This window comes from Nocardia sp. NPDC056564 (assembly GCF_042793755.1).
Classification (GTDB): domain Bacteria; phylum Actinomycetota; class Actinomycetes; order Mycobacteriales; family Mycobacteriaceae; genus Nocardia.
Genome location: NZ_JBHTUR010000013.1, coordinates 71,182 through 91,744, shown reverse-complemented (window position 1 = coordinate 91,744; position 20,563 = coordinate 71,182). Strand labels below are relative to the sequence as shown.

Below are 20,563 nucleotides of genomic sequence, written 5' to 3'. Positions count from 1 at the left end.
ATGGCGCGCTATCTGGCTCTGCGGGTCCTGCAGGCGATCTGGGTGCTGTGGGCCGCGTTCACCATCTCGTTCATCGTGCTCTACCTGCTGCCCGCCGACCCGATCTCGATCGCGGCCGACGGCGCCGGTGCGGGCACGCCGGTGGACAAGGCCGCCATCGCCGAGTTGCAGGCCCGCTACGGGCTGGATCGTCCGCTGTGGGAACAGTATTGGACCGCGCTCGGGCACGCGGTGCGCGGCGACCTCGGACATTCGATCGTCACCGGGCAGCCGGTGACCGACGCCATCGGCAGCGCGCTGCCCGGGACGCTCGGATTGGCCGGGCTGGCCGTGGTTTTCGCGACGATCGGCGGGGTGGCACTGGCCTTCGCCTCGACCTATACCCGGCGGCCGTGGCTGCGGACCGCGCTGACCGCGCTCCCCTCGCTCGCGGTGTCGGTGCCCACCTTCTGGACCGGATTGCTGCTGCTGCAACTGTTCTCGTTCAAGTTGCGGTTGACGCCCGCGTTCGGCGGGCACGGGTTCGCCGGCACCGTCCTGCCCGCGCTGACCCTCGCGCTGCCCATCGGCGCGGTGATCGCCCAGGTGCTGATCTCGGGACTGGTCTCGACCTGGCGGCAGCCCTATGTCGATGTGGCGCTGGCGAAGGGTGGTTCGCGCTGGTGGGTGCAGCGCAAGCACGTCCTGCGCCCGGCCAGCGTGCCCACCTTCACCATCGCCGGGGTGCTGGTCGGCAACCTGCTGGCCGGGTCGGTCGTGGTGGAGACCGTGTTCGCCAGGCAGGGGGTCGGCCGCCTCACCCAGACCGCCGTACTGGCCCAGGACATTCCGGTGGTGCAGGGCATCGTCCTGCTCACCTCGGTCGTCTTCGTCTCCGTGAATCTCGCCGTGGACCTGCTGTATCCGCTGCTCGACCCGCGCATCGCGACGCGGTCGCGGCGGGCGGCGAAGGACGAGGAGACCGGCGAGCGGATCGGCGGCACTGCCGAAGGGGTGGCAATTCATGGTTGACGTCATCGACGAGCGGCGCGGCGCGGTGCCCCGCCTGCGCACACCGGCGCTGCGGTGGAAGTGGTTGCGCGACAACGCGGTTCTGGTGCTGTCCGGCGTGGTGGTGCTGATCGCGGTCGGCTGGGCACTGTTCCCGTCCGTGTTCGCGAGCGGCGATCCGTTGATCGGGGTGCCCGCGCAGAAGTTCCAGAGCCCCAGTGCCCAGCACTGGTTCGGCACCGACAACCTCGGCCGCGACCTGTACACGCGCATGGTGCACGGCGCCGGTCTCTCGCTGACCGCCACGCTCGCCGCGGTGGGCATCGCACTGATCACCGGGTCGGTGCTCGGCCTGCTGTCGGGGGCGGCCGGCGGCATCGTCGACGCCGCGGTGATGCGCGTCGTCGATGTGCTGCTGTCGATTCCGGCCCTGCTGCTGTCGCTGGCCCTGGTCACCGCGCTCGGCTTCGGCACCCGCAATGTGGCGATCGCGGTGGGGGTTTCGCTCGTGGCCAACTTCGCGCGGGTGATGCGATCGGAGGTACTGCGCGTTCGCCACGAGGCATTCGTCGAGGCGGCGCACGCCTCGGGGGTCCGCTGGTACACGGTGCTGCTGCGGCACGTGCTGCCCAACTCCTACCAGCCGGTGCTCGCGCTGGCCGCGGTCGAGTTCGGCATGGCCGTGCTGTCCATCTCGGCGCTGAGCTTCCTCGGCTACGGCGCGAAACCGCCCACCCCCGAGTGGGGTTCGCTCATTTCCGAGGGGCGCAACTATCTCGCCACCGCCTGGTGGATGACCACCCTCCCCGGCCTGGTCATCGTCGCGGTCGTCGTGGCCGCCCAGCGCCTCGGGCGCGCCGTAGGAAGGAACGAACAGCCATGACCACCACCTCCGCACCGCGCGCGGAACCGATCGACGCGCAGGCCGAAGCCGGGCAGCCGCCAGCAGGACCGCTGCTGCGGATCGACAACCTGCGCGTGCGCTACCGGTCGGACTCCGGCGACGTCACCGCGCTGGACGGCGTCACGCTCAGTGTGTCGCGCGGTGAAGTGGTGGCCCTGGTCGGTGAATCCGGTTCCGGCAAATCCACACTCGCGCAGGCGGTGATCGGGCTGCTCGGGCCGAACGCCGAGATCACCGGCGGGACGGTCGCCTTCGACGGGCACCTCGTCGACACCCGCTCGGAGCGGGCGTTGCAGCGGTTGCGCGGCGCGCGGATCGGGTTCGTGCCCCAGGATCCCGGCCTGTCGCTGAATCCGGTGCGGCGCATCGGCGATCAGGTGGCCGAGGCGCTGCTGGTGCACCGGCTCGCGGACAGGCGCTCGGCGCGCGAGCGCGCGATCGAACTGCTCGCCGACGCGGGCATCGATCGACCGGAACTGCGGGAAGTGCAGTACCCCCACGAACTCTCCGGCGGGCAACGACAGCGGGTGCTCATCGCGTCCGCGCTGGCCTGCCGGCCCGAGCTGGTGATCGCGGACGAGCCGACCAGCGCGCTGGACGCCACGGTGGCGCGGCGGGTGCTGGACCAGCTCGCGGCCCAGATCGCGGCCAGGGGCACCGCGGTGCTGCTGATCACCCACGACCTCGCGGTGGCCGCCGAGCGCGCCGACCGGATCGCGGTGCTGCACAACGGCGAGATCGTGGAGAGCGGGCCGACCGCGACCGTACTCGCCCAGCCACGGCATCCCTACACCAGGCGGCTGCTGGCCGCGTCGCCGAGCCTGGCGCCCGCGGGCGCCTACCGGACACCGAAGCCGCGCGCGGGTGCGCCGCTGCTGACGCTGCGCGAGGTGCGCAAGCGTTTCCGCGCGCAGGCGGGCGGGTCGGTGACGGCGGTCGCGGGCGTCGGTTTCGAGCTCGGCCGCGGCGAAACACTCTCGCTGGTCGGCGAATCCGGGTCGGGCAAGTCGACGACGGCGCGCATCGCGTTGCGGCTCACCGAGCCCGACAGCGGCCGGGTCACCTTCGACGGACACGAGCTGACCAGGGTCCGCGGCACCCGGCTGCGCCTGCTGCGCAAGCGTTTCCAGGTGGTCTATCAAAACCCCTACTCCTCACTGGATCCCCGGTGGCGGGTCGGCACGATCATCGAGGAACCGTTGCGCGCGTATGGCGTCGGCGATCGCGCGGCCAGGCAGGCGCGGGTCGCCGAACTGCTGTCGCAGGTGGCGTTGCCGGAGCACTTCGCGCTGCGCAGGCCCGCGGAACTGTCCGGCGGGCAACGCCAGCGCGTCGCCATCGCCCGCGCGCTCGCCCTGCACCCGGACCTGCTGGTGCTCGACGAACCGGTCTCCGCCCTCGACGCCTCGGTGCAGGCGCAGATCCTGGAGCTGCTGGACCGGCTGCAAACCGAGCTGGCACTGAGCTACCTGTTCATCTCGCACGATCTCGCGGTGGTCCGCCGGATCAGCGATCACGTCGCCGTCATGCGGCACGGCCGCATCGTCGAATCCGGGCCGACCGCGGCGATTTTCGACAACCCGCAGCACGAATACACCCGCGAGCTGCTCTCGGCCATCCCCACCCCCGCCGTCGCGAAAGGACCATCCTGATGTCGGACCCGACCTACCGGATACTCGTCCGTGCTGACCGGCCCGCGCACTGCCGCAGCAGGCCGGAGCGCCCCGGCTCGCTGCCCGCGCGAGCCAAGCGCTGGTGGCGCACCCAGCTGCGCAGGCCCGAGCGCGGCGCCGCCACCGACCTGTGGCAGCACGCGTTCTTCTTCGCGCCGGACGCCGCGGGTGTGCACCCGGCGGCACGGCAGTGCCTCGAGTGGAAGGAAACCTACTGATGGCCGAATCCGACTTCTTCCTGGCGGTGGAGCTCGCCGGGACGGGGATTCACCCGGCATCGTGGCGGCGGGACGACTCGCGGGCGGAGGATCTGTTCACCGGCGGGTACTGGGTCGATGCCGTCGCCGCGGCCGAAAAGGCCGGTGTGGACGCGGTATTCGTGCCCGACTCGTTCGGGTTGCAGCCGGGCGGGCCCGGTGTCGCCCGGGGCAGGCTCGACGCGGTGGCGATCGCCGCGCACGTGGCGGCGGCCACCCGGCACATCGGCCTGTTGCCGCAGGGCGCGGTGACCCACACCGAGCCGTTCCATCTGGCCAAGGCGATCCAGAGCCTCGATTTCGCCTCGGTCGGGCGCGCGGGCTGGGAGGTCGTCGTCTCCGAAGGTGTGGAGCAGGCACGGGCGTTCGGGCGCAAGGGCGAGCAGGACGCGGCGTCGCTGTGGCACGAGGCGGACGAGGCGATCGAGGTGGTCACCCGGCTGTGGGACAGCTGGGAGGACGACGCGGAGATCCGCGACGTGCCCACCGGGCGGTTCATCGATCGAGACAAGCTGCACTACATCGACTTCACCGGGGACAACTTCTCGGTGAAGGGGCCGTCGATCACGCCGCGCTCGCCGCAGGGCCAGTCGATCGTCGCGGTCCGGGCGCACGACGACGCGAGCACGGGTGTCGCGGTGCGGCGGGCCGATCTGATCCGTGCCGCCGCAAGCGATCTCGACTCGGCACGGGTGCTGCGGACAGCGCTGCGCACGGCCGTACGAGCCGCCGATCGCGACCCGGACGCGGTCCGGGTGCTGCTGGATGTCGACGTGCACCTGGCCGATTCGGCCGAGGCCGCGCGCGACGAGGTGGCTCAGCTGGATCGGTGGACCGCCGACCCCCCGGCCGGGCTGCGCCACCTCGGGACTCCGGCGACCCTGCGCGAATTGCTCGGCGCCATCGACGCTTCCGGCGCGGCCGACGGCGTCGTGCTGCGTCCCCTCGCCGTGTCCGCGGCCGTCCGGCGGCTCGGCGCGCTGGCGCAGAAGCCACGGTCCGCAGGCACCTTGCGCGAACGCCTCGGGCTGCCGCGCCCGGCCAGCCGCTATGCGGGCACCACGATCCAGGAGGGCACGCCGTCGTGACCGGCACACCACGCAAGCAGATCCATCTCGCCGCGCACTTCCCCGGCGTCAACAACACCACCGTGTGGGCCGACCCGGCATCCAAGAGCCAGGTCGACTTCGAGTCGTTCGTGCACCTGGCGAAGACCGCCGAACGCGGCCTGTTCGACTTCTTCTTCCTGGCCGAGGGCCTGCGGCTGCGCGAACACCTCGGGCGCATCCACGATCTCGACGTGGTCGGCAGGCCGGACACCTTCACCGTGCTCAACGCACTCGCCGGGGTCACCGGCAAGCTGGGCCTGGCGGGCACCATCAACAGCACCTACAACGAGCCGTTCGAACTGGCCAAGCAGTTCGCCTCGCTGGACCATCTGTCCGGCGGGCGGGCCGCCTGGAATGTGGTCACCTCATCGGACGCGTTCACCGGTGAGAACTTCCGGCGCGGTGGGTATCTCGAACATGCCCAGCGCTACCAGCGGGCCGCCGAGGTGGTCGAGGTGACCCGCAAGCTGTGGGACAGCTGGGCCGCCGACACCCTGGTGGTCGATCGGGCCGCGGGGGTGTTCGCCCGCGAGATCCCCGAAACCCGGCATCGCGGTGCGCAATTCGATATCGCCGGACGGTTCGTGCTGCCGCCCAGCCCGCAGGGGCACCCGGTGCTGTTGCAGGCGGGCGATTCCGACGACGGGCGCGAGTTCGGTGCGGCCGCCGCCGACGCGATCTTCACCGTGCACGGCACGCTCGAGGCAGGCCAACGGTTCTACGCGGACGTGAAGGGCCGGTTGGCGAAATACGGCCGGACACCGGACCAGCTGAAGATCCTGCCCGCGGCCACCTTCGTGCTCGGGGACACCGCCGAGGACGCCCAGGATCGTGCTCGTCACATCCGGCGCCAGCAGGTCGGCCCGCAGACCGCCATCGCCTTCCTCGAACAGGTGTGGGGCCGTGACCTTTCCGGCTACGACCCGGACGGCCCGCTGCCCGACGTCGAGCCGGCCGACAACGTCAGCATCACCCGCGGCCGGGTCCGCCACGCCAAGGACCCGCGCGTGGTCGCCGAGGCCTGGCGGGCCAAGGCCGAGGCCGAAAAGCTCAGCATCCGAGAGCTGATCATCGAGGTCACCGCGCGCCAGCAGTTCGTCGGCACGCCCGCCGCGGTCGCCGAGCAGATCGATACCTATGTCCAGGAAGACGCCAGCGACGGATTCATCCTCGTGCCGCACCTCACCCCGGGCGGACTGGACGAATTCGTCGACCGGGTCGTCCCGGAACTCCAGGAGCGCGGCAGTTTCCGCACCGAGTACACCGGCAGCACGCTGCGCGACCACCTCGGTCTGCGCCATCCACACCAGCACACCACCGCCCACGAAGGAGCCCGAGCGTCATGACGACCAGCATCAGCACCGTTTTCGAAACCGAATGGGCGCACTGGCACGACAGCAGAGAGGACCAGCTGCGCGACCCGCTCGGCTTCCTCAGCCTCACCGGATTGCATTGGCTCACCGACGAACCCGAGCGGCTGCCCGAGGTGCCCGGCACCTGGTGGGTCACCGACGACAAGGTGTTCATCACCGCCCAGCCCGCCGACCGGCTGGAGTACGACGGCACCCGCATCGCGGGCGTGCAGATCATCAAGCCGGCCGAGGGCGCGCCGGGACTCAGTGTGCTGCAAGAACATCGGGTGCTCGAGGTGATCCGGCGCACCGGACGGTACGCGGTGCGGGTGCACGATCCGGCCGCGCCGACGCTGTCCAGCTTCGACGGCATTCCCAGTTACGCGCCGGACCCGCGCTGGGTGGTGCAGGGGCGGTTCACGCCGTTCGACGAGCAGCGCACGGTGACCACCGGCGCCGTGGTGGACGGCCTCGAGCACCACCACACCGCCTCCGGCACCATCGAATTCACCATCGGCGAGGCGACCGAGCGGGTCATCGCGTTCGGCGATCCGAGCGACCTCCGGTTGCTGTTCACCGACGCGACCAGCGGCATCACCACCTACCCTGCGGCCCGCGCGCTCGCGGTGGGCGCGCCGGATGCGGACGGCACGGTGCGCCTCGACTTCAACCGCGCGGCCAATCTGCCGTGCGCCTTCACCGATTTCGCGACCTGCCCGCTCGCGCCCGCGGAGAACCGGCTGCGCGTGGCGATCGAGGCGGGCGAGCAGCATCCACGGCTAGGGAGGAATGCATGACCGTCCCACTCTCCATCCTCGATCTGTCCCCGATCAGCGCCGGATCGACTGCGCAGCAGGCGCTGCGCAACACCGTCGATCTGGCGCAGCACGCGGAACAGTGGGGCTACCACCGTTATTGGCTCGCCGAGCACCATTTCGTGTCGGTCGCGAGTTCGTCGTCGATCACCCTGATCGGCCTGGTCGCGGCGGCCACCTCGCGAATTCGCGTGGGGTCGGCGGCCGTTCAGGTCGGGCATCACACGTCGGCGTCGATCGTGGAGGCGTTCGGCACGATCGACGCGCTCTACCCCGGCCGGCTCGATCTCGGTCTCGGGCGCTCCGGTCACCGGCGTAGCCAGTACGGATCCGAGCCGGCGCATCCGAAAGGCAGCCACCCCAAGCTGGATACGGCGACCGGGCGGACCCAGATCAGAGACGGCGTGGTCGTTCCGCCGCCGTTCGATCCCGGCCGGATCACCGACCGGACGAAGTTCCTCGCCTCGGCCGCCGCACTCCAGCAGGAGGGCGCGCAGCCGCAGGACTTCGCCGAACAGGTGGACGAGATCCGCGCGCTGCTCGGCGGGCACTTCGTGAGCAAGGACGGCGTTGCGCTGCACGCGGTTCCGGGTGAGGGCGCACAGGTCGAACTGTGGCTGTTCGGCAGCTCCGGGGGCGAAAGCGCGGTGCTGGCAGGCCAACTCGGTTTGCCGTTCGCCGCCGCGTACCACGTGTCGCCCGGCACCGCCCTGGACGCCGTCGAGGCCTACCGCGCCGCGTTCCGCCCGTCCGCCCTCCTGGCCGAGCCCTACGTGGTGGTCTCCGCGGACGTGGTCGTCGCCGGCGACGACGCCACCGCCCAGCATCACGCCTCCACCTACGGCCACTGGGTGCACAGCATCCGCAGCGGCGCCGGCGCGGCCGACTACCTCGATCCCGACACCGCAACTCCGCTCACCCCGGAGCAGCACCGCCTGGTCGCCGACCGCCTGTCCACCCAGTTCGTCGGCTCCCCGAGCACGGTCACCGAACGCCTGGCGGCCCTGCAACGCGTCACCGGCGCCGACGAACTGCTCGTCACCAGCATCACCCACCACCACGCCGACCGCCTGGAGTCCCACCGCCTCCTCGCCGACGCCTGGGGCCTGCGCGCCGCCCGCGCCGCCTGACCGCGCACACCAATCTGCCTGGCGCGCGCGGAACTGCTCACAGTTTCGTGCGCGCCAGGCAGATACGCGCGCAGCGACCTATCCCGGCCGACACCACTCGAATATCGAGTCGAGTCATATGGTCGCTATTTGATCTTCAACAGCAACCATTTGACTCGACTCAACGCACGTGAATGGCCCTTCGACTCGACCGCACAGGACCGCCACCGAACTCCTCGTTTCCATGCCTCTTTGAACCGGACCACAGCCAAGTAACCACGCCGGGACTCCCACGTTGCCCATACCCACTGCGGGAGGTAGGCCGGGTACCCCACTCGACGCGCTCAGCACTATCGATCATCCCTGGGAGCAGGCGCACCTGACTGCTAGGTATCGCTAAGGACTTCCCAACAGGACCTGGCCATCGAAAACTGAAGACCTACCCAGGTTTTCACTGAAGCAGTGCTGGGCACGTCGTGTGCCGTACCCGACTTACCTCCGCGGTCAGGTGCGCGACCTCTAGTTCCAGCGTGGTCATCTGGCTGTGGTTGCGTCACAAACGCTGTGGACACGAGTGGGGCGGTCAGCGGCGGTTTTCATGGTGGCTCGCGCTGCCGCCGCCGGTGGACCTGCACGTGAAGGGGGCTCTTCGAGCCGGTCGACCGAAGACCCGCACTCTGCCTCGGGATCTGCACCGAGAACAGTGCCCTACAGCCAGGCGGATTCCGAGTGGGGGTGCGGGTCTTGCTGCTGGAGTGGCGGGTCGGCAGATTGACCAGGTTGGGGGTGGGTTTCTTGGGCATCTCGACATGATTCCTTCGATCAGGGCAAAACATACAGGCGTGCATGTATATTTCTGGCCGATCAGGAGAGGGAGATGTCAATGTTGATTGCTCCACGCCGTCGGTGGACCAGGGGTGTTGTCGGAGTTCTTGCGCTGCTTGTGGTTTCGCAGGTGGTGGTGGCGCCGGGGGCGCCCGCCGCGCCTGCGGGTGTTGCGGCGTGGACGTCGGTGCACGATGGGCCGCAGCGGTATCCGGGGATGCACATCGATTGGGATGTGCCGATCACCATGAGCGACGGAACCGTGCTGAAGGCCAATGTGTATCGTCCGGCGGACGCCAACGGGGCGGTCGGCACGCCGCTGCCGACGATTGTGAACCTGACGCCCTACACCAAGTTGTTGTCGATGATCGCGCAGACCGCGCTGTCGGTGCCGGTGCTGTCCGACGCGATCGTCGGGTTCCTGCGGGACTTCGAGTTGCCGGGAACCCCGCTGGAGGCGTTGACCGACGCGACGCGGGTGGCCGGCGGCGGGTTCGGGCGGGCTTTCGCAGTGGACCCCGAGCTGATTCGCAGCGGCTACACCCAGGTCGTGGTGGATGTGCGCGGAACCGGCTTCTCCCAAGGGATCTGGGAGCCGTGGGGGCCGAAGGACCAACAGGACACCCCGGAGGTGATCGCCTGGGCGGCCGCGCAGCCGTGGTCGGACGGGAAGGTCGGGATGACCGGCGCCTCGTACTCCGCGATCAATCAGGTGCAGGCGGCCGAAAAGCAGCCGCCCGCACTGAAAGCCATCGTTCCGGTGGTACCGGGCAACGATCTGGTGCGCGACATGATCGCACCGGGCGGAGCAGCCATCGGCATCCTGCTCCCCTACCTGCTCGCGGTGAACGTGGCCAAGTTCGTGCCGGATCTGGCGTCGTTGATCCAGGGCAGGTTCGACATGCAGTGGCTCGCCGACCGGCTGGCCAGCCCGATGTCGTTCATGGACGTCGGCATCCAGACGCTGAGCACGGATTCGTTCGATGCCGTGCAGCCGCAACTCCAGCGGGTTCTCGACCCGGACAGTCCGATTCGCCAGGCCTGGCTGGGACATCCCGAACGCATCACCGTGCCGACGATGGTGATCGGCGGCTGGCACGACAACTTCGCCAACGGCGAACCCCGGATCTACCAGGACATTCCGCTGCCGCCCGGGCAGAAGCAGCTGATCATGGGCAACAGCTATCACGTGAACGCGGGCTTCGACATGCGCGGCAAGCCCGGCGAACCGCCGCGCATCGACGTGTTGCAGCGCGCGTGGTTCGACAAGTGGCTCAAGGGAATCGACAACGGCATCGACGGGTACGGACCGGTGACGCTGTGGCAGCAGGGCGCGGGGTGGACCAGCACCGACCAGTTCCCGCGGGCGGAGGCGAGCCATCGTCGCCTGTACCTGTCGGCCGCACCGAGCGGTACCACGACCACCAGCGCGCACGACGGAACCCTCACGGCCGCACCGACGTCCGAAACCGACCGGCTGACCGTCGCGCCGGGTTTGGCCGGCCTCTGCTCCACCGACGCCGTCCAGGGCACCGCGGGCATCCTGGTCTTCTCCGGCTGCGGCAAGGACGCCAGGGTGCAGGAACTCGGCGGGCTGACCTTCACCAGCCCGCCGGTGGCCGAGCCGACGACGATCTCCGGGCCGATCGCGGTGCACCTGAACACGGTGCACGACGCCGCCGACGGCTACTGGACCGCGACGCTGAACGATGTTGCCCCGGACGGCCGTTCGGTGACGCTCACTACCGGCCAGCTGATGTCCTCGATGCGGGCCATCGATGACGCCAAGAGCCGCCGCTCGGCCGACGGCGCGTACACCGATCCGTTCCCGGTGATGTCCCTCGCCGCGCGACAGCCCACCGTCCCCGGTCAGCCCACCCAACTCGACCTGGGCCTCGCCCCCACCGACGCGATACTGCAACCGGGACACCGGCTTCGGATCGACATCTTCGCGGGCAACTACCCCAAAGGCCTGCCCATCCGCCCCCTACTGGACGCAACCGAACTCAAACCCCAACACCTCCAACTGGATCCCTCCGAACCCAGCTACGTCAACGTCCCGCTCGCCGGCACCCCCGGCTGGTGACCCCACAGCCGGTGGGGTTACGCGCTGATCGGGGCCGCGGTGACGCCGTAACCGAGATTGGTGAGGACCTCGGTGGTCGCCTTGGCGAAGTTCAGCGTGATGAAGTGCAGGCAGGGTGCGCCCTCATCGATGAGCCGCTGGGCCATTTCGGTGGCGATCTCGATGCCGACCTCGCGCACCGCGGCGTGGTTGGCGTCCGGATCGTCGCCCGCGGCGTTGTTCAGCCGTTCCAAGACCGCGGCGGGCAGCGAGCGCCCGCAGAGTTCCTCTGCCCGCGCGACCGTGCGCAGCGAGGTGATCGGCATCAGCTCGGGGATGATCGGCTTGGCGCCCTCGATCGGATCGAACTTCGCGATCCGATCGCGCAGCCGCAGATAGTGTTCGACGTCGAAGAACATCTGGGTGATCGAATACTCCGCGCCCGCACGCAGTTTCGCGGCCAGGTAGGCGGTGTCGGAGTCCAGATCGGGTGAGCGGTGATGGCCCTGCGGAAACGACGCGACGCCGACGTGGAAGTCGCCGAGGTCGCGCACGATGCGCACCAGTTCCTCGGCGTAGGCGACGCCCTCTGGATGCTGCTGCCATTCGCCCAGCGGGTCGCCGGGCGGGTCGCCGCGCAGCACCAGGATGTTGCGGATGCCCGAATCGGCGTACGAGCCGACCAGCGAACGCAATTCGGACAGGCTGTGCTCCACGGCGGTGAGATGCGCCACCGGAAGCAGGGTGGTCTGCTGGGCCAGTTCGCCGGTGACCCGCACGGTGCGGTCGCGGGTGGACCCGCCCGCGCCGTAGGTCATCGAGACGAACGCCGGATGCATCCGTTCGAATTGGCGCACGGCCCGCCACAGCCTGGCCTCGTTGGCGGCGTCGCGCGGCGGGTTGAACTCCACCGAGAACGGCACCGACGTGCCGGAATGGGTCCGCAGACTCTGGACAACCGAAGGGGTGGCCGAGACGTCCGGCTGCGCCCGGGGCGGACCACCTGGGGTCGAGCGTCCCCGCGCATCGTCGAAAGTCACCGGTTCAGTCTAGTGGTGACCGGCGGCAGGCCCGACGGGTCGTACCGACGAGTACGCGTATTCTTCGCAACAAAACCCGTGGCGCCCACGCGCCCGTCGCCCGCACCACCTTGGAGGCTGCCCTGTCCGCCGGATCCGGTATCCAGACGCCTCACCGCACGTCGGCCGCCGAGCTCATCGCGCCGCAGCCGGGCACACCGGCCTTCGTCGCCGCCGTGGAAGACGCGCTGACCACGTTCTTCGCCACCCGCCGCGCGCTGGTCGAGCAGCTGGGCCCGGTCTTCGTGGAGGCCGCGGACGCGCTGGAACTGTTCGTGCTGCGCGGCGGCAAGCGCACCCGGCCCGCGTTCGCCTGGACCGGCTGGCTCGGTGCGGGCGGCGACGCCGACGGACCGGACGCCGCGGCCGTGCTGACCGCGTGCTCGGCGTTGGAGCTGGTGCAGGCCTGCGCGCTGATCCACGACGACATCATCGACTCCTCGCGCACCCGCCGCCGGTTCCCGACCGTGCACGTCGACTTCGAGCAGCGCCACCGCGACCGCGGCTGGGCAGGCGACTCCGCACACTTCGGCGCCAGCGTCGCGATCCTGGTCGGCGATCTGGCGCTGGCCTGGGCCGATGACATGGTGCACGCCTCCGGCCTCGACCCAGCGGCGATCGCCCGGTTCGCGCCGGTGTGGGCGGGCATGCGCACCGAGGTGCTCGGCGGGCAGCTGCTCGACATCCACGGCGAGGCGGGAGCCGACGAGTCGGTCGAGGCCGCGCTGCGGATCAACCGATACAAGACCGCCGCGTACACCGTCGAACGCCCGCTGCACCTGGGCGCGGCCATCGCCGACGCCGACCAGGGTCTGGTCGACGCCTTTCGCCTGTTCGGCACCGATATCGGCATCGCCTTCCAGCTGCGCGACGATCTGCTCGGCGTGTTCGGCGACCCGGCGGTCACCGGCAAGCCGTCCGGTGACGATCTGCGCGAGGGCAAGCGCACCGTGCTGCTGGCCGAGGCGCTGGCCAGGGCCGACGAGGCCGATCCGGCCGCGGCGAAGCTACTGCGCACCAGCATCGGCACCGATCTGGACGCGGACGAGGTGGAGAAGCTGCGCGCCGTGATCACCGAACTCGGCGCGGTCGACGAGGTGGAACGGCGGATCAGCGAGCTCACCGAGGCCGGACTGGCCGCGATCGAAACCAGCACGGCGACAGCGGCTTCGAAAGAGCGGTTGCGCGCCATGGCGTTGGCGGCGACCAAGCGCGCTGCGTGAGCGCGAGATCGGCGACGTCGCCCGGGAAAAGGGGAACCTGAATGAAAGACGTTGCCGCATCGGCTGATCGCGTGCCTACGCGGAACAGGTCGGTCAGCCGCGCGTTGAAAACCGTTGCCGGGCCGACGGACCGGGTGGTTGTCGTCGGCGCCGGACTGGCCGGGCTGTCCGCCGCGCTCCATCTCACCGGCGCGGGGCGCGCCGTCACCCTGCTCGAACGCGCCGATCATCCCGGCGGACGAGTCGGGCGCTACCAGGGGGCGGACTACGAGATCGACTCCGGCGCAACCGTATTGACGCTGCCCGAGCTGATCACCGACGCGCTGGCCGCGGTCGGGCGGACACCGGAGACCGGCAAACCCGCGCTGCGTATCCATCAACTCGCCCCTGGCTATCACGCCAGGTTCGCCGACGGCGCGTCCCTGCGGGTGTTCGCCGACGCCGACGCGATGGCCGAGGAGGTCGCGCTGGTCTGCGGTCCGGCCGAGGCGCGGCGCTACCGGCGGCTGCGGGACTGGCTGGCCCGGATCTACGCCGCCGAGTACGGCGAGTTCATGGACACCAACTTCGATTCGCCCCTGGACATGCTGCGCATTCCCGAAAAGCGCCGCGCCCTGCTGGATTTGGTGTGGCTTGGCGGGTTCGGCCGGCTCGGACCTCGGGTACACCGGATCCTGCGGGACCAGCGGCTGGCCCGGTTGTTCACCTTCCAGTCGCTGTACGCGGGCCTGCCGCCCGCCGAGGCGCTGGCGGTGTACGGCGCGATCCCGCACATGGACACCGCACTCGGCGTCTACTTCCCCGAAGGCGGGATGCGGGCCATCGCGGCGGCGCTGGCCGAGGCGTTCACCGCGGCGGGCGGGACCCTGGAACTGGGCACCGAGGTTACCGGCGTGGACTACGCGGGACGCCGGGCCGAGCGAGTGCGCACGGCGGACGGTCGCACGTTCGACTGCGACGCCCTGGTGCTGACCGCCGATCTCGGGTCCATCGAACGGTTCGGCGTGCGGCGCCGGCGCGGGCTGCGGGCCGCGCCCTCGGCGGTCGTCGCCCACGGCACCGTGCCCGCCGACGTCGCCCGCACCTGGCCCGTCCAGGCGCATCACACGATCGAATTCGGCGACGCGTGGGACCAGACGTTCGCGGAGATCGCGGGCCGCCGCGGGCGCTTGATGAGCGACCCGTCGCTGCTGCTCACCCGGCCCGCCCTCACCGACCCCGGCCTCTTCATCACCCGCGCCGACGGAGCGCACGAACCATTCTCGCTGCTGGCCCCCTGCCCGAACCTGGACTCCGCTCCCCTGGATTGGCCCCGGCTCGCCCCCGCATACCTGCGCGAACTGCTCGACGTGCTGGAGGGCCGCGGTTACACCGGGATTGCCGAGCATTTCACCGTCGACCATCTGGACACGCCACAAACCTGGCGGGATCAAGGGATGCTGGCCGGTACGCCGTTCTCCGCGGCGCACCTCTTCCGGCAAACCGGACCATTTCGCTCGCGCAATTTTCCGCGCTCCAGCGACAATGTAGTTATCGCTGGTTGCGGCACCACGCCGGGCGTAGGAGTGCCGACCACCCTGCTGTCCGGAAAACTGGCGGCAACCCGCATTACCGGCTAGCCGCAGCCGCTCGAGATGAAACCGCGCGTACCAGCAAGATAGTGTTCCGGACGACGCCGTAAACTAGGCGCCGACCTATTCACTCGCGGTTGCGACCGCTGACCATTCGGGGGGACCGACACCAGATGGCATCCCCCGAAACGCGCGCCGCAGAGGCCACCTTGACCGAAATCACCGGCCACGCACCGAACACCGCGGCGAAGCGCGAATCGGCCGCCGCCGCGCAACCTGGCGTGCGGTCCTGGATGCGCACCGTCGCGATCTTCCTGCGCAGCCCGGAAGGGCACTCCGCGCTGCTCGGTTTCTACGGCGCGATCATGATCACCTTCGGCGGCTTCGGCGCGGGCAGCACGCGCAAGCGCGACCCGATCCTGGAGGCGCTGCACCTGTCCTGGCTACGGTTCGGCCACGGCTACGCGCTGTCCACGATCGTGATCTGGATCGGCGTACTGCTGATGATCACCGCGTGGGTGCGACTCGGCCGCACCACCATCGGCCGCGGCGATCGCCTCGACGCCGGCGTGACGCTGAACGAGCTGCGGGCCATCGTCGTCATCTGGATCACGCCGCTGCTGTTCGCCGTGCCCATGTTCAGCCAGGACGTCTACTCGTACCTGGCGCAGGGCGCGCTGCTGCGCGACGGTTTCGATCCCTACGTCGTCGGACCGATCGCGAACCCCGGCGTGCTGCTCGACAACGTGAGCCCGGTGTGGAAGACCACCACCGCGCCGTACGGACCGATCTTCCTGCTGCTCGGCCGCGGGATCACCAGCATCACCGGGGACAACGTGGTCGCGGGCACCATCGCGATGCGCCTGGTCATGCTGCCCGGCCTCGCGCTGATGATGTGGGCGGTGCCCTACCTGACCAAGCACCTCGGCGGCAAGCCGACCGTGGCGCTCTGGCTGGCCGTGCTCAACCCGCTGGTGCTGATCCACCTCTGGGGCGGCGTGCACAACGAGATGCTGATGGTCGGGCTGATGTGCGCCGGCATCGCGCTGGTGCTGGAACGTCACCACGTCGCGGGCATCGTGGTGGTCGCCATCGGTGTGGCGATCAAGGCGACCGCGGGGATCGCGCTGCCGTTCCTGGTGTGGATCTGGATGCTGCACGAACGCGAGAAGCGCGCCGCCCAGCGGGCCGGACGCGACCCGGCGAACCTACCGGAGAGCGAACGGCCGCACGATGCCGCCGAACCCACCGAGGACATGCCGCACCCGGCGCTGATGTTCGCCAAGATCGCCGGGCTCGGGCTGAGCGTGTTCGCGGCGGTGTTCGTCGCCGCCTCGGCCATCGCCGGCGTCGGCATCGGCTGGCTGACCGCGCTGTCCGGGTCGAAGAAGATCATCAACTGGCTCTCGCTGCCGACCATCATGATGCACGCGGTCGGCTGGTTCACCTCGTTCGATTCCGGCAAGGTGCTCACCGTGACCAGGGCGATGTGCGCGCTGGCGCTGGTCGCCGTGCTGGTGTGGGCCTGGTGGCGGTTCCGGCACAGCGAGCGTGAAGCGGTGTTCGGCATCCTGATCGCGTTCGTCGGGATCGTCATCCTGTCGCCGGCCGCGCTGCCCTGGTACTACTCGTGGCCGCTGGCGCTGGCCGCCGGGTTCGCGCTCTCGACCACGACATTGATGGTGCTGGTCGGGTTGTGTACCTGGTTGATGCTGGTGTTCCAACCGGACGGATCGATCGGGCTCTACAGCTTCTGGCACGTGGCCCTGGCGACGTTTGCCGCCGTGGTGGCGGCGATGTCGCTGCGCAAGGTGGACCCGCTGCGATTGCGGGCCACGCCGCCGAACCTCGACGCGGCCACCGACGCTCGGCCATGATCGGCAATGCGCCGCGCGTCGCGGGGCAGACCGAGTTGAGCGTTGCCTACCGCGAATGCAAGCAGATCGCGGCGGCCCATGGGCGCACGTATTTCCTTGCGACCCGGTTGCTTTCGGCCGAGCGGCGACCGGCGGTGCATGCGCTGTACGCGTTCGCGCGGGTGGTCGACGACATCGTGGACCATGCGGAAACCGATGTGGTGCAGCGTTATCCGAGTCAGTTGCGGGAACGGTCGGACCATGGTCACCTCGACCCGCCCCAGCACGGCCTCGGCGATGAACTGGACCTGATCGAGAAGCGGCTGCGGATCGCCCTCGACGCACCGGAGACAGCCGACCCCGCCTGGTTACTCGATTCGCCGGACCGGCGAGACCTGGTCATGCTGGCGGTTGCCGACACCATTCGCCGCTATGACATTGCCGCCCAGCACTTCTGGACGTTCCTGGATTCGATGCGGATGGATGTGCCCGGCACGCCGCGGTTCCGCGATCGGTACGCGACGATGGCCGATCTGTACGAGTACATGAGCGGCTCGGCGGCCGCCATCGGTCTGCAAGTTCTCCCGGTGCTTGGCACCGTGGTGCCGATCGCCGAGGCCGAACCCGCTGCCGCCGCGCTCGGCGAGGCGTTCCAGCTGACCAACTTCCTGCGCGATGTCGCGGAGGACCTGGACCGCGGCCGGGTGTACCTACCCGCCGACGAACTGGCCGCCTTCGGCGTCGACCACGAGCTGCTCGTCCACTGCCATCGCACCCGCCGCACCGATCCGCGCGTCCGCCGAGCCCTCGCACACCTGATCGCGATCAACCGCGACGTCTACCGCCGCGCCGAACCAGGCATCGACCTGCTCGAACCACGGGTCCGCCCCGCGATCCGCACCGCGGCCGTGCTCTACGCGAGCATCCTCGACCGCATCGAGGCCACCGACTACGCCATCTTCAGCCAACGCGCGGTCGTCCCCCGCCACCAGCGCCTAGGCACGGCGGCGATGTACTTCACCACCGCCGCGCTGCGCCGCTGACCTGGTGGCGCGGTGTTCACCCGCCCACCGCGCGCGAGATCGCTGGAGATAGGCGTTCGGCCATCGCGGCGATGCCGCGCGCCGCGAGCGCCGTTCGCGGCCCGTCGCACGTCCGAGCGGTCCAAGCACACGCGCCGAAAACGCGAGGCTCGACCGCTCGGACGCGCGGTACCCGGGCTACGAACCCGCCGCAGCTACGCGCCCGGATGTTTCAGAAGGGGTCGGCGGCGGCGCGGCGGATGACCTCGCGGGCCAGCGGGCCGTGCAGGGCGTCGACCGGCATGCCGGGGAGGCTGTCGTCCTCGGTGAAGACCCATTCCAGGATCTCCTCGTCGGTGTACTTGGCGTCCTTCATCACGGTGATCAGGCCGGGCAGGAACCGGACCACGCCCTCCTGATCGAAGAACCGTTCGGGAACGCCGACCACGCCGTCGCGGCGGACGGCGATCAGTTGGTGGTCACGCAGCATCTGATGGACGCGGGTCACCACGAGCCCGAGCCGGTCTGCCACCTCGGGCAGCGGCAGCAGCGCCACGGACTCCGGAAGGACATCATCACTGCAGGGAAATGCACTCACGCGGATAACGGTAGACGGTTACCCGCAGCAAGTCGTGAGACACCCGGGTGCGTTTGGTCGATACCATCGTGAGGGCCGCACGGGGCGGTCGATCGCTTGTGGGACCAAACCGCGAGGGGTGAGAACTTTGTGAAAGCCGGAGGACATCAATTGATCGGCCAGATGCTGGAAGGGCGCTATCGCATCGATGCGCCGATCGCCCGCGGCGGCATGTCGATGGTCTTCCGGGGTGTCGACACCCGCCTGGACCGTCCCGTGGCGATCAAGGTGATGGACCCGAAATTCGCCGGTGACCCGCAGTTTCTCTCCCGGTTCGAGTTCGAGGCGCGCGCGGTCGCCAAGCTCAAGCACTCGTCGCTGGTCGCGGTCTACGACCAGGGCGTGGACGGTGAGTATCCGTTCCTGATCATGGAGTTGGTCGAGGGCGGCACGCTGCGCGAACTGCTGCGCGAGCGCGGCCCGATGCCGCCGCACGCGGTGCGCGCGGTGGCCGAACCGGTGCTCGCGGCGATCGGTGTCGCGCACGCGGCCGGCCTGGTGCACCGCGACATCAAGCCGGAGAACGTGCTGATCTCCGACAACGGCGAGGTGAAGATCGCCGACTTCGGCCTGGTCCGCGCGGTCGCGGCGGCCAACACCACCTCGGCGAGCGTGATTCTCGGCACGGCCGCGTACCTGTCCCCCGAACAGGTGACCACCGGCACGGCCGACGCGCGCAGTGACGTGTATTCGTTCGGCGTGCTGATCTTCGAGCTGCTGACCGGGAAGGTGCCGTTCACCGGCGACACCTCGCTGTCGGTGGCGTATCAGCGGATCGAGAACGACGTGCCGAGCCCGAGCCGGTTCATCTCGGGGGTGCCGCCGGAGTTCGACGAGCTGGTCGCCAAGGCGACCGCACGCGAACCCGCGCACCGGTTCTCCGACGCGAACGAGATGGCGGCGGCGCTGCGGCAGATCGGCGCGAAGCTGAACCTGCCGCCGTACCGGGTGCCCGCGCCGCAGGAGTCGGCGGAGCATCTGAGCGCGAGCTATCGGATAGCGACGCCGGCCACGCAGCAGGCTGCGGCGGTGCCGGAGCCGTACACCCCGCCGACCGTGCAGCACACGAAGGTGGTGACCGCTCCGCGCCCCCGGGTCGACTACGGTCCGCCCGACGGCTACGAGCCGCAGCAGCAACCGGTGCGGCAGCAGCACGCGTCGTCGCCGTATCAGGCCTACGCGCCGGATCGGACCAAGTCGCGCCGCACGACGTGGGTGTGGGTGGCGATTGTGGCGATTCTCACGCTGGTCGTCGGCGTCGGCGGGTGGTGGCTCGGGGTCGGCCGGTATTCGCCGGTTCCGGCGATCGCCGGGATGGATTCCGATCGCGCGGTCGCGGCGCTGCGCGATGCCGGGTTCGAGACCGAGATCCGGCAGAAGGCGTCGGACATCATTCCGGTCGGCGGGGTGGTCGGCAGCGATCCGTCCGCGGGGTCGCGGGTCACCAAGGGATCGACGGTCGCGGTCCTGGTGTCCAGCGGCAAGCCGAAGGTGCCCGATGTGCAGCCCGGCGACCCGATCACGAAGGTCAATCAGCTGATTCGCGACGCCGGGTTGCAGCCGGTGGATTCCGGCGAGATCGGCAACGCCGCGCCGAAAGGCACACTGGCCAAGGTCGATCCGGGCCCCGGCGTCGTCCTGCCGATGGGCGGCCAGGTGAAGGTCTACCGCAGCAAGGGTTCTCAGCCGGTGAAGGTGCCCGACGTGCGCGGGAAGACGACCGACGAGGCAACCAAGATCCTCACCGCCGCGGGTATCACCGTGCGCGAGACCAGGTCTCAGTTCGACCGCAGCATCGAGGCGGACAAGGCGATCGGCACCGATCCGGCCGCAGGCGCGACCGTCCAATCCGGCGACGGCGTCGCGCTGATCGTCTCCAACGCCTTGAAGATGCCCGACGTGCGCGGCTGGACCGTGGCCAACGCCAGGGCCAAACTGCAATCCCTCGGCGTGCAGGTCGAGGTGAAACAGCTTGTCGCGAGCGACAGTTCACTCATCGTCTCGCAGACCCCGGCCGTCGGCGCCAACATCGAAGCGGGCAACACGGTATCCCTGGTCGCGCTGCCCTAGGCGGTC

16 protein-coding genes are annotated in these 20,563 nt (G+C 69.7%); 14 read left to right on the top strand and 2 right to left on the bottom strand.

Annotation, left to right across the window (positions count from 1 at the left end; translation table 11 throughout):
* The 9 genes from ACFQ9K_RS28640 (at position 1) to ACFQ9K_RS28600 (ending at position 11,120) form a co-directional block, all read left to right on the top strand.
* Positions 1-1,011 carry an ABC transporter permease gene (locus tag ACFQ9K_RS28640; RefSeq protein WP_378721805.1) on the top strand — a complete coding sequence of 337 codons (1,011 nt, stop codon included), beginning with the start codon at positions 1-3 and terminating at the stop codon, positions 1,009-1,011.
* Entirely contained in the window at positions 1,004-1,873 is an 870-nt protein-coding gene (locus ACFQ9K_RS28635) for an ABC transporter permease (protein WP_378721804.1), read from the top strand. The genes ACFQ9K_RS28640 and ACFQ9K_RS28635 overlap by 8 nt, the downstream gene beginning before the upstream one ends.
* Positions 1,870-3,546: a dipeptide ABC transporter ATP-binding protein gene (locus ACFQ9K_RS28630; RefSeq protein ID WP_378721803.1), complete on the top strand. Its 1,677-nt coding sequence runs from the start codon at positions 1,870-1,872 to the stop codon at positions 3,544-3,546. The genes ACFQ9K_RS28635 and ACFQ9K_RS28630 overlap by 4 nt, the downstream gene beginning before the upstream one ends.
* Positions 3,546-3,785 (top strand): hypothetical protein, encoded by a 240-nt coding sequence (locus ACFQ9K_RS28625; RefSeq protein ID WP_378721802.1) that lies wholly within the window; start codon positions 3,546-3,548, stop codon positions 3,783-3,785. The genes ACFQ9K_RS28630 and ACFQ9K_RS28625 overlap by 1 nt, the downstream gene beginning before the upstream one ends.
* Positions 3,785-4,912 (top strand): LLM class flavin-dependent oxidoreductase, encoded by a 1,128-nt coding sequence (locus ACFQ9K_RS28620; RefSeq protein WP_378721801.1) that lies wholly within the window; start codon positions 3,785-3,787, stop codon positions 4,910-4,912. The genes ACFQ9K_RS28625 and ACFQ9K_RS28620 overlap by 1 nt, the downstream gene beginning before the upstream one ends.
* Complete coding sequence (locus tag ACFQ9K_RS28615) at positions 4,909-6,279, top strand: NtaA/DmoA family FMN-dependent monooxygenase (protein ID WP_378721799.1); 1,371 nt, start codon at positions 4,909-4,911, stop codon at positions 6,277-6,279. Before ACFQ9K_RS28620 ends, ACFQ9K_RS28615 begins: the two co-directional genes overlap by 4 nt.
* Positions 6,276-7,082, top strand: a complete 807-nt coding sequence (locus ACFQ9K_RS28610; RefSeq protein ID WP_378721798.1) for a DUF1684 domain-containing protein — start codon at positions 6,276-6,278, stop codon at positions 7,080-7,082. Before ACFQ9K_RS28615 ends, ACFQ9K_RS28610 begins: the two co-directional genes overlap by 4 nt.
* Positions 7,079-8,230 (top strand): LLM class flavin-dependent oxidoreductase, encoded by a 1,152-nt coding sequence (locus tag ACFQ9K_RS28605; protein ID WP_378721797.1) that lies wholly within the window; start codon positions 7,079-7,081, stop codon positions 8,228-8,230. Before ACFQ9K_RS28610 ends, ACFQ9K_RS28605 begins: the two co-directional genes overlap by 4 nt.
* Before the next feature lie 862 nt (positions 8,231-9,092).
* Positions 9,093-11,120: a CocE/NonD family hydrolase gene (locus tag ACFQ9K_RS28600; RefSeq protein ID WP_378721811.1), complete on the top strand. Its 2,028-nt coding sequence runs from the start codon at positions 9,093-9,095 to the stop codon at positions 11,118-11,120.
* A gap of 17 nt (positions 11,121-11,137) precedes the next feature.
* On the opposite strand, the gene ACFQ9K_RS28595 is transcribed toward ACFQ9K_RS28600, so the two are convergent.
* Positions 11,138-12,139, bottom strand: coding sequence for a methylenetetrahydrofolate reductase (locus ACFQ9K_RS28595; RefSeq protein ID WP_378721796.1), 1,002 nt, complete (start codon positions 12,137-12,139; stop codon positions 11,138-11,140).
* Positions 12,140-12,249: 110 nt separating this feature from the next.
* Between ACFQ9K_RS28595 and ACFQ9K_RS28590 the strand changes: the two genes are divergently transcribed.
* From ACFQ9K_RS28590 to ACFQ9K_RS28575, 4 genes are all read left to right on the top strand, one after another.
* Positions 12,250-13,401, top strand: a complete 1,152-nt coding sequence (locus tag ACFQ9K_RS28590) for a polyprenyl synthetase family protein (RefSeq protein ID WP_378721795.1) — start codon at positions 12,250-12,252, stop codon at positions 13,399-13,401.
* A 71-nt stretch (positions 13,402-13,472) separates the two neighbouring features.
* Entirely contained in the window at positions 13,473-15,020 is a 1,548-nt protein-coding gene (crtI, locus tag ACFQ9K_RS28585) for a phytoene desaturase family protein (protein WP_378721793.1), read from the top strand.
* A 125-nt stretch (positions 15,021-15,145) separates the two neighbouring features.
* On the top strand, positions 15,146-16,849 hold the full coding sequence (locus ACFQ9K_RS28580; RefSeq protein ID WP_378721791.1) for an alpha-(1->6)-mannopyranosyltransferase A: 1,704 nt from the start codon (positions 15,146-15,148) through the stop codon (positions 16,847-16,849).
* Complete coding sequence (locus tag ACFQ9K_RS28575; RefSeq protein WP_378721790.1) at positions 16,846-17,871, top strand: phytoene/squalene synthase family protein; 1,026 nt, start codon at positions 16,846-16,848, stop codon at positions 17,869-17,871. The genes ACFQ9K_RS28580 and ACFQ9K_RS28575 overlap by 4 nt, the downstream gene beginning before the upstream one ends.
* Before the next feature lie 211 nt (positions 17,872-18,082).
* Here ACFQ9K_RS28575 and ACFQ9K_RS28570 read toward each other — a convergent pair whose 3' ends face one another.
* Complete coding sequence (locus ACFQ9K_RS28570) at positions 18,083-18,448, bottom strand: Rv2175c family DNA-binding protein (protein ID WP_378721789.1); 366 nt, start codon at positions 18,446-18,448, stop codon at positions 18,083-18,085.
* 162 nt (positions 18,449-18,610) lie between these two features.
* Between ACFQ9K_RS28570 and pknB the strand changes: the two genes are divergently transcribed.
* The gene (gene pknB, locus ACFQ9K_RS28565; RefSeq protein WP_378721810.1) at positions 18,611-20,557 is read left to right on the top strand and encodes a Stk1 family PASTA domain-containing Ser/Thr kinase; all 1,947 of its coding nucleotides are present in this window, start codon (positions 18,611-18,613) and stop codon (positions 20,555-20,557) included.
* The last annotated feature ends 6 nt before the right edge of the window (positions 20,558-20,563 follow it).